A 9783-nucleotide genomic window follows, 5' to 3' on the forward strand; every position below is an offset into this window, starting at 1 on the left:
CCGCCAGCCGATGCCGCGGAATCCCCGCAGCCTCGCCCCACGCATACTCGATGACAACCCCACCCGACATCTGCCCATCCCCCCGGCCGACATATGTAAGGTGCCAAGTATCCACCCAGGCGGTCGCGTACGGAAGAGGCCCTGCGCACTCGCGCACAGGCGGCATCGTACGTAGCGTGGAAGAGCGGAGGCGCTCTCGCCGGCATGGTGTCGGGGCCGGCAGCGCTTCCGTGCACACACCCCCCGAGGGAGGCACCCATGACGACCTTCATGGACGTGCACCGCGGCCTGGCCGCGATGACCGAGGAACAACTCGAGGCCGCACACCAGGCTGACCTGGCGATCGAGGCGGAAGAGCACGTCCACTTCAAGCAATGGTGGAAGGACGAGGAGTCCGGCGCCGTCTACTGCATCTCCGACGCACCCTCGGCCGAAGCGGTCCAGCGGGTACACGAGCGTGCCGGGCACCGCGCGGACGAGGTCTACCGCATGGCGATCAGCCTCTGAACTTTGGCGCGTGACCGGGTTGTACAGTCCGCGCGGTGGTGCGCGGACCGTACAAGCCGGTCAGGCCGTCAAGTCATTCAAATCGTCAGCCGTCAGGCGGCACAGGCCACACCGTTGAGGGTGAAGGACGTCGGCGGCGAGTCACTGCTCGTCCAAGTCCCTTGGAACCCGAAGCTCGTATTGCCGCCAGGACTGATGGACGCGTCGTAGCTCAGATTGGTGGCGGTCACGGCCTCACCCGACTGGGTGGTCGTCGCGTTCCACGCATTGGTGATCTTCTGATCCCCCGGATACGTGTACGCCAGCGTCCAGCCGTTGATCGTGGACGAGCCGTTGTTCGTGATCACCACATTCGCGGTGAAACCACCCGCCCACTGCGAGGTGGTCGAGTACTGCACCGTGCACGACGCACCGCCGGTCGAGGACGCGGACGCGCTCGCGGACGGCGACGGGGACTGGGATGCAGAAGCCGAAGCGGAGGCCGAGGCCGACGGCGACGCGGAATGCGACGCCGACGCCGAAGCACTCGCGGACGCGCTCGCCGACGCCGACGGCGTACCCGTCTGACCCGAACCCGACGAGACCACGTACGTGACCAGGCCGCGCGCCGGAATCGTCGCCGTGAACGCCCCGCCGCTCACGGCGATCGAAGACTGCGTCGCGGCACTGTCACTCGCGTCGGTCAGCACCGGAGTCGCCGAGCCGGTGGTGATGCCCGTGCCGCTCAGCGAGTACCCGACCGTGTCAGCACTCGACGCCGTGTTGAGCACCACCACGGCCACCGTGCCGTCCGTGTTCTTGAACGCGCTCATCTCCAGGTTGCTGTTCGACGGCGTCGCCGCGATCCGCACCGCACCCGGGTGGATATAGCGGCTGTAGTTCGCGAACGCCCACAGCCGGCTCGAGGCCGACGCGGTGCCGTCACTGTTGAGCCACACCAGGCCGCCGTTCGCGTTGTTCGTGTCAGCACCCTCCCAGTACAGGTACGCACTCAGATTCGCCTCGGTCAGCCCCTGATAGATCCGCTGCGCCCAGGTGAACCCGGCATCCGCCGTACCGTCGTCCCACGCCGCGTCGAACGCGTTGCTCGTACCCATCCACTCCGACTGCCAGGCCTGCTTACTCCACCCCGACAGCAGCGAGGTCGGCGCCTCGGTATAGCCGTGGCTGGTGAACACCTGCGTGTACTCGTTCGCCGTCGCATCCGCCTCGATCGCGGCCGCATACGTCTGCGCCGTGTCCCAACCCTCCGTCGCACAGCACTCCAACTGCGTCGACAGACCCGAACCCGCCAGCGTCGGACCCAGCACGTCCAAGACGTTCACGGTCTGCGCCGGAGTCAACTGCATGCTGTCATAGCTGGTGGAGATGTTGGCCTCGTTCTCCGGCCCGACGTACGTCAGCGGCACACCCGCGGCCGCATAGTCCGCCGCGTACTGCACCAGGTAGTTCGCATAAGCCTGACGCCAGTCACCGCTCGAACAGGTGGCCCCGGTCACCCCGCACAGGTTCCCGCCGTTGTCCACCGAATCGTTCGTCTTCATGAACGCCGGCGCACTCCACGCGTCGGCGATGACGTCGGACACGCCGTACAGGCTCTTGATCTGCTGAGCCAGCCACAACTGCCCCGAATCCTGATTGATCGAGGACAGCGAGACGTAACTCGGCGTCGCGCTCGCGCTGCTCGGCGCCGTCGGCTCGATCGTGCTCCCCGAATCGGCACTGATCTCGTTACGCAGAATCGTCAGCCCCGCCCCGGCGGTGGGACTGTACAGCCAGCTCAGCGCCTGCGCCTGCTCCGCGGCCGGCGCGTTCATCAGCGAGGACGCCTGGCCGAACGCCTCCGAGGCGCCGAACCCGGCCATGGTCTGATACGTCGTGGCACCGTTGATCGTCGCACTGTCGGCCGCGTACGCCGGGGTGGACGGCAGCAGCGCGACCGCCATGGCCACGCCCAGCACACTCAGGCTCGCGGCGAGCGCCATGCCGAGGCGGCGAGGCCCGGCCTGTCTCGTTTCGGTGGGCACAGTGGGATTTCCTTCGCATCAACAGGAAAGGGGCATATTCGCCGAAGAATCGGGAATGTCCGATGAAACCGTAAAGTCGCATCGCGAAAGTACAACTAACACCCCGTCGGAAACGCGTCAAAGCCGCCGATGAAAGTTACACGCCGCCTGACCTGCGGACAAGCGCGATCTAGGCGCTGATGCGATCGAACGCGATCGAACACGAAACCCACCGGGCGGCCACGGCAGGCCGGCCCGCGTGAATGTTTCGGGAACGCCCGGCTGCACACCCGGCCCAACCCGCGCCGCCCGAAATGCTCTGATAATGCCCGGATATTCCCAGCATCTTGACATCGCCACGCCCCCGGCCCCAGCATGGGGTCTTTCGCGGCACTCCCGGGCACCCCGAGGAGTGCCTTCGCCATGCCATGGAGGGGAACCATGTCAGAGATCGACCCCTGGGCGCTGCCCCAGCCTGGCCCCGTTTCGGGCCCCGTTTCCGGCCCCGTCGACACCGCCGGAATACCGCAGCAGCACCCGGCCTACGCCTACCCCGTCGCCAGCTACCCCCTGGCCGGACCGCTCAAGCCGCTCAGCCTGATCCCGGCGATCATCGTCATGACCCTTGGCGCGCTCTACGTCATCGCCAGCATCGCCGAGATCTTCGTCATCAACAGCCAGCTCTCCCTGATCAACACGTTCAACGCCGACATCGCCGGCGGCACCGTCCCGGACAACGCCGTCGCCCAGGCACAGGCCTCCGACAGCCACATCAACACCGGCTCCTGGATCGCCACCGGCATCTACTTCGCCGCGCTCATCTCGATCATCGTCTGGGAACGCCAGCTCAAGTCCCAGCTCGGCTCCCTCGGCGCCCGCCGCGCCGTGTTCGCCAAGGCCGGCTACACCTACTTCCGCGCCACCTGGGTCCTCTCGTTCGCCCTCGGCCTGTTCCTCACCAGCCAGTCGAACAACAACGACATCAACTCGCTCCAGGACGTCACCAACCACGACCACGAACTGATGCTCTACTTCGGCCTGCGCGCCCTGCTCGGCGCCGCGCTCATCTTCTTCGCCTACCGGCTGATGAAGATGTCGCAGGAAGGCATCCACCGCCTCCTCGCCGCCGCCCAGCGCTGAAACCGACCAGAGCCGCTGCGCTCAGTCGGACCGACGGCTGGACCAGTAGGCGAATGCACGAGCACTGAGGCCGGGCGCCGCGGGAGAAGGATCCGCGGCGCCCGCGGCATCATCAGCGGCCGCCTCGGCTCGCCGATCCAGCTTCATGATCGTCAGCGGCGCCCGCCGCGTCGCCGGCGTCGAGCGCTCGAGAGAGACGACGGCAGAGCCGAGGATCGCGGCCTGCGCCACATAATCCGAGCGCTGCTCGAACTGGCGCGGACACTCACGCTCACTGAAACGCAGCGTCGCCTCGCCGATCACGGCCCCCTCACCGCCCCGCTCGCCCACGGCGATCTCCAGCGTTCTGCGCGCCTCCCGCCGGGCATCGTTGACCAGGCGCGTGTAGCCCGACACCTCCCGGTTCCCCGCGGCGCCGACCCCGAGGCGGGTCTGCTGGAACATGCTGTCGTCGAAGTGGCGGGCGGCGAGCGCCAGGCCGAACACGAGCGCGAACGGCATCCAGCCCGAATCCAGCAGCCTGGCCAGATCCTGGCCCGAGACATGCGTGGTGAACGGGGCGGGCGGACGTGTCAGGGAACGTGCCCGCACCGCCGTGCCCTCGACCGTGACCTCCATGGTGTGGCTCAAGAACTCCGCGGCGCTCAGGCGGATCCCGATGACGCCGTCGCCACCCAGCGCCTCACACTCGGCCACCGCACGGCTCAGGGCCAGTTCGCGCGCCTCCCTGAGCGTCGCGAGAAGCGGATTGTGCTGGTCGGCGCTCGACCCGCCACCATCAGAACCGACCACGAAGCAGCGGCCGAGACCGGGAGGACCGACGTACGGAAAAGCGGGATCCCCCAAGAACGCCACCGTCGTACCGAACACTTGGCCGACCGGCTCGAACCCCGCGACCCGCGCAGCCGCGAACTCCCCCACCGGCCCTGGAAAACTCCAGCCGCGCGACGCACGCAGCCGATCCAACCGGACCAGCCGCGGATCGGACGCGCCATACCCCGGCGACACCGGCCACGCGGACTGATCGTCTGGAGCATCCGACACATCACGCATGCTAGAGCACCCGTGCCCCCGCCCGCGCCGCCGAAGATCTTGAACGCCACGAAGCGCGAAGTCGTTGAGCCGTGGCCGCTTTGGGTTTTCTCCTGCGCTGGGATCTCAGGGTGGAAGCTTCTCCGCAAGTTGGGCCTGTTATCTTTGGAGAGTGATGGTCAACAGCTCCCCGGCCGAGCCGCGTCATCTCCTGCACCGTCGGATAATCGGTAGAACCAGCCGGGCACGGAGGGTAGCGTGAGGCGATCCTATGATCCAATATCAGGGGGCGGACGATAACGATCAACCAGCCGAGCCCGAACCCGTTAGCCGACAATCTCAGCGTCGGACACGGCGAGGTCGACCTCGATCTGATCGAGCATCGTCGGTGCCGACTCTCCGCCAGAGCCCGGCAGCACAGCGCCGGAACATCACCCCCGTTCCCCCAGCGCAACGTGTTCGTGTCCTCAACAATGCGGCCTTGGCCCGGCCCGAGTTCGTCGCCTCGCACGGCCTTTCCCCTCTGCGCGCTCATCGGTAGACGCAATCCATGACGAGGCTCCGGCAGGACCGCGGCGGCGGGACCTCGACTTTCCGTTCGCTGCGGCGGATGCAGCCTTATCTGCTGCCATACCGCTGGAGTTTGCGGGTGGCGACGGCGCTCGCGGCGCTCGCGTCTCTTCTCGCGCTGGCTATGCCGCAGGTGCTGCGCTGGATCGTGGACGGCCCGGTGGCCCATCATCAGCCGGGAGAGGTGACGCTTGGCGGGCTCGCGCTGCTGCTGTTGGGGGCGGGTGAGGCCTCGATCTTCGGTGTCCGGCGCTGGCTGATGGCTTCCCCGCTTTCCGGAATCGAGGCGCACATGCGCGCCGACCTGCACGGGCATGTGCAGCGGCTGCCGATCGAGGTGCATGGGCGGTGGGCGGGCGGCCAACTGCTCTCCCGCGGCACCACGGACCTCCAGGTGCTGCAGCAGTTCGTGGCCGGACCGTTCACCTTCCTGCCCGTGTTCGCCGCGACTTTGACGGTCGGCGCGGTGATCCTGCTGGCCGAGCAATGGCTGCTCGCGCTGATCGTGCTCGCGCCCATTCCGGTCCTGATCCTGCGGGCCTATCGGTTCGAGTCGAGATACCGGGATGCGACACGCAGGGCGCAGGACCTGGCCGGTGATCTGACCACGGTCATCCTGGAGTCCGTCACGGGAATCCGCGTGGTGAAGGGCTTCCGATCCAGCGGGGAGCGGTATGCCCGGTTGCGCGGGCGGATACAGCGGCTGCGCGAGGCCGAGATGCACAAGGCGGGGCTGCTCGGCGGGATCTCGGCCCTCGTCACGACGCTGCCGGGGCTGGCAACCGCGTGCGCGCTCGTGCTCGGCGCGGTCGAGGACGAACGCGGACGGCTCTCGACGGGAACGCTGCTGGCGTTCCTCGGCACCGTCGCGGCGCTCGGGCCCTCCGTCTCGGCGACCGGGGCGATGCTGGCCGGCTGTCACGATGCCGCCGCGGCGGCAGACCGGTTCTTCGAGGTGCTCGATGAGACGGCGGTGCCCGAAGACGAACTCCGGGCCGGCCCGCGGCCCGAGGCCGACCGGCGCGGTCCGGCAGAGCTCATACTCGAAGGCGTCGGATTCCGTTACCGCGACGCCGGCCCCGAGGACCCGCCCGCGCTGCGGGAGGTGAGCCTGCGCATCAGGCCGGGCGAGACGCTGGCAGTGGTGGGGGCCACCGGCAGCGGCAAGAGCACTCTCGCCTCGCTCATCCCGCGCCTGTACGAACCCGGCGAAGGACGCATCATGCTCGACGGGTTCGACATCGCGGACCTCTCGCTCGGTGAACTGCGTTCCCAGGTGTCGGTGGCGTTCGACCAACCCGTGCTGTTCTCCGGCACGATCGCACAGAACGTCCTGCTGGGAGCCGAGACCGACGCCGCGGGGCTCGATCAGGCGCTGCGGGCGGTCCAGGCGGACGAGTTCGTGCGCAGCCTGCCGGACGGCGCGTCAACCGTCGTGGGCGAGAACGGGATGTCCCTGTCCGGCGGGCAGCGCCAACGGGTCGCGCTCGCACGGATCATGGTCCGCCGGCCCAGGCTCGTCGTACTCGACGACCCGTTGTCCGCGTTGGACGTCGAGACCGAGGCACAGATCCACGACGCCCTGCGCGAGGTGCTCGCCGCGACGACCGCGTTGGTCATCGCGCATCGGCCGGCGACCGCAGAGCTGGCCGACCGGGTCGCTTTGCTGGCCGGCGGCCGGGTCATCGCGGTCGGCACCCACGTCGAACTGCTGGCGAGTGTGCCCGAGTACGCGCAGCTGATGACCCCGCTCGCGCCGACGGTGAGCCGCGAGGAGGAACGGTGAACGCTTCCGCCCGCCCCGCGGCTCCCGCCGCCACGCCCACCCGGGCCCGACCCGGCGCCGACGCGGAGAACCATGAGGCGCCCGGCACATCCGCCGCGCCCCTCGACCCCTTCGAGGCGCCGGCGCCGAAGGGCGCGGCCAGAGCGCTGCTGCGTACGGTGCTCGGCCCGGACACGCGCCGCCTGTGCCTTGTAGTGCTGCTCGTCCTGCTGCAGCAGGCCGCCGCGCTGGCCGGGCCGCTGCTCGTCGCCGTCACCATCAACCGGGCGATTCCCGCACTCACCCGGCAGGACGCCGCCCCGCTCGTCATCGTCGCCGTCGGCTACGCGCTCTGCGTGCTCGCCGCCGGCGTGTTGCAGAACCTCTTCGTCCGGCTCTCGGTCGCGCTCGGGCAGAACGTGCTCACCGAGCTCAGGTCGCGGCTGTTCCGGCACATCCAGGCGCAGGGCATCGAGTTCCACGAGTCGCACGCCGCCGGGGCGGTGACCTCCCGGGCGACCGGCGACGTCGAAGCCGTGCGGGAGCTGTTCGAAGGCGGGATCAACCAGATCGTCACGGCGGGGGTGTCACTGGTCTACGTCTCCGCCGTCGTGCTCGCGCTCGACTGGCAGCTCGGCGTCGCCGCCCTGGCCGCCCTGCTGCCGATCTCGTGGACGATGCGGGTGTTCCGCAAGCGCTCGCTCCCGGTCTACCAGCGGCGCTCCGCGGCCGCGGCCGCGGTGGCCGGGGACATGAACGAGACCTTCGCCGGAATCAGCACGGTGCAGGCGTTTCGCCGGGCGGACGCCAACGACCGGCGCTTCGCAGTGCTCAACCGACACCACCGGGTGGAAAACCGGCAGGCCGGGCTGGAGATGGCGCGGTACGTCACCTCGTCCCGGCTCGTCGCGAACACCGCCGTCGCGGCCCTGGTCCTGTGGGGCGGCTACCGTGTCGCGTCCGGCGCGCTGGAACTCGGCAGCTTCGCCGGCATCGCGCTCTACCTTCGCGACCTCTACGACAGCCCGCTCCAGCTCGGCGGCGTCCTCGACACCTACCAGTCCGCCATCGCCTCGCTCGGGAAGATCGCCGTGCTGCTCTCGATCGAGCCGAGCGTCGTCGAGCCCGAACACCCGACACCGTTGCCTACGCTTGCCGAGAACTGCGTCGGGCGCCGCGTGAGCTACCAGGCCGTGGACTTCGCCTACCGCGGCGCGGGCGAGGTGCTCTCGAGGTTCGAACTCGAGATCCCGGCGGGACAGACCGTCGCCCTGATCGGGCCGTCCGGCAGCGGCAAGTCCACCCTGGCCAAGCTGCTCGCGCGGCTCCACGACCCGACCGCCGGACGGATCCTGCTCGACGGGGTCGACCTGCGGTCCGTCACGAACGACGAGCTGCGCAACGCCATGGTGATGGTGCCGCAGGAGGGCTTCCTGTTCTCCGGCACCATCGCCGAGAACATCGCGCTCGGCCGCCCCGACGCATCGCCCGAGGAGATCCGGCGCGCGTCCGCCGCGGCCGGGGCCCATCAGTTCATCAACGAACTGCAGGACGGCTATCAGGCCGACGTCGGCAGCCGCGGCGCCCGCTTCTCCGCCGGCCAGCGGCAGCTGATCGCCCTGGCCCGGGTGTTCCTGGTGGACCCGTCGATCATCGTGCTCGACGAAGCCACCTCCGCGCTCGACATCCCGACCGAGCGCGCCCTGCACACAGCGATGCGCGCGCTCCTGCACGGACGCACGTCGATGATCATCGCCCACCGCCTGTCCACACTCCAGATCGCCCACCGCGTACTCGTCCTCGCCGACGGCCGGATCATCGAAGACTGCACCCCCGCCGACTTCCTCGCGGACCGACGGAGATGGACGCAGGCGCACCGGCCGTAGGCCATCGGGCCGCCGGACCGCGCCCCGAAGACCCGCGTCAATCCGGCAGCAATAGTCCGCAGACCCGGGAGTGGGCGGCGGGTCTCGGGGCCTGGCGGCGGCCCGGGCGCATACGATGGCGAATCGCGCCGGGCGCAGGGCATCTGACGCGACGAAGGCAGCGGCGAGCGAACGGTGTGTGCGTGGAGATCTACTACCTGTCCCTCGGGGATCACCTGCCCGACCCGGTCACCGGCGTGCTAGTGGGGCAGGGCGAACGCGTGCGGGCGATCGTCGAGGCCTGCGTGTACGCCGAGTCGCTCGGGTTCGCCGGGGTCGGGGTGGGCGAGCACCACTTCCACGACTACATCGTCTCGGCGCCGGAGCTGTTGCTGGCGGCGATCGCTGCGCGCACCTCGCGGCTACGGCTGAGTACGGCGGTGACGCTGCTCGCGCACGCCGACCCGGTGCGGGTGGCCGAGCAGTTCACCGTGCTCGACGCGGTCTCCGCCGGGCGGGCGCAGCTGTGCGTGGCGCGCGGGGTCTCCTCGCGCACGTGGGCGGCGTTCGGCTCGGAGGGCGAGCAGGACGTGCGCGACCGGCTCGACGAGCATCTGCGGCTGCTGCTGCGGCTGCTCGGGGAGCCACCGGTGACCTGGTCCGGCGGCAGCCGGCCGCCGCTGGACGCGGTGACGATCCAGCCGCGGCCCTCGGCGGAGCAGCCGGAGTCGCGGATCTGGCTGGGCGCCGGCTTCTCCCCCCGGTCGGCCGACCTGGCCGCCGCGCTCGGGCTGCCGCTGCTGCTTCCCAGCACCCTGCACCACCCGGAGGTGCACCTGCCGGTGGTGGCGCGCTACCGGGAGGCACTCGCCCAGCGCGGGGCCGGGCAGCTGGGGCG

At 69.5% G+C, this 9783-nt stretch carries 7 protein-coding genes; 5 read left to right on the forward strand and 2 right to left on the reverse strand.

Annotation, left to right across the window (positions count from 1 at the left end; all coding sequences use genetic code 11):
* Positions 1-258 precede the first annotated feature (258 nt).
* Complete coding sequence (locus tag KDL01_RS35020; protein WP_212532992.1) at positions 259-507, forward strand: SCO4226 family nickel-binding protein; 249 nt, start codon at positions 259-261, stop codon at positions 505-507.
* 92 nt (positions 508-599) lie between these two features.
* Here KDL01_RS35020 and KDL01_RS35025 read toward each other — a convergent pair whose 3' ends face one another.
* Positions 600-2534 (reverse strand): cellulose binding domain-containing protein, encoded by a 1935-nt coding sequence (locus KDL01_RS35025; RefSeq protein WP_212532993.1) that lies wholly within the window; start codon positions 2532-2534, stop codon positions 600-602.
* Positions 2535-2954: 420 nt separating this feature from the next.
* Between KDL01_RS35025 and KDL01_RS35030 the strand changes: the two genes are divergently transcribed.
* Positions 2955-3653: a hypothetical protein gene (locus KDL01_RS35030; protein WP_212532994.1), complete on the forward strand. Its 699-nt coding sequence runs from the start codon at positions 2955-2957 to the stop codon at positions 3651-3653.
* 21 nt (positions 3654-3674) lie between these two features.
* Here the strand turns inward: KDL01_RS35030 and KDL01_RS35035 are convergent, their stop codons facing one another.
* Positions 3675-4706 carry a heavy metal-binding domain-containing protein gene (locus KDL01_RS35035; protein WP_212532995.1) on the reverse strand — a complete coding sequence of 344 codons (1032 nt, stop codon included), beginning with the start codon at positions 4704-4706 and terminating at the stop codon, positions 3675-3677.
* 529 nt (positions 4707-5235) lie between these two features.
* Between KDL01_RS35035 and KDL01_RS35040 the strand changes: the two genes are divergently transcribed.
* The 3 genes from KDL01_RS35040 to KDL01_RS35050 form a co-directional block, all read left to right on the forward strand.
* A complete protein-coding gene (locus KDL01_RS35040; protein ID WP_212532996.1) occupies positions 5236-7041 on the forward strand; it encodes an ABC transporter ATP-binding protein in 1806 nt (601 codons plus the stop codon).
* Entirely contained in the window at positions 7038-8906 is a 1869-nt protein-coding gene (locus tag KDL01_RS35045; RefSeq protein WP_212532997.1) for an ABC transporter ATP-binding protein, read from the forward strand. Before KDL01_RS35040 ends, KDL01_RS35045 begins: the two co-directional genes overlap by 4 nt.
* Before the next feature lie 182 nt (positions 8907-9088).
* Positions 9089-9783: LLM class flavin-dependent oxidoreductase (locus tag KDL01_RS35050; protein WP_212532998.1), on the forward strand; the 695-nt coding region annotated here is incomplete at its 3' end.

The sequence above is a fragment of the Actinospica durhamensis genome (assembly GCF_018139695.1).
Taxonomy (GTDB): domain Bacteria; phylum Actinomycetota; class Actinomycetes; order Streptomycetales; family Catenulisporaceae; genus Actinospica; species Actinospica durhamensis.

What these genes read in the sequence shown, in the direction of transcription:
- KDL01_RS35040 (WP_212532996.1), top strand. Translation starts at nt 5,236, where the DNA reads ATGACGAGGCTCCGGCAGGACCGCGGCGGCGGGACCTCGACTTTCCGT.
- KDL01_RS35035 (WP_212532995.1), bottom strand. Translation starts at nt 4,706, where the DNA reads ATGCGTGATGTGTCGGATGCTCCAGACGATCAGTCCGCGTGGCCGGTG.
- KDL01_RS35020 (WP_212532992.1), top strand. Translation starts at nt 259, where the DNA reads ATGACGACCTTCATGGACGTGCACCGCGGCCTGGCCGCGATGACCGAG.
- KDL01_RS35030 (WP_212532994.1), top strand. Translation starts at nt 2,955, where the DNA reads ATGTCAGAGATCGACCCCTGGGCGCTGCCCCAGCCTGGCCCCGTTTCG.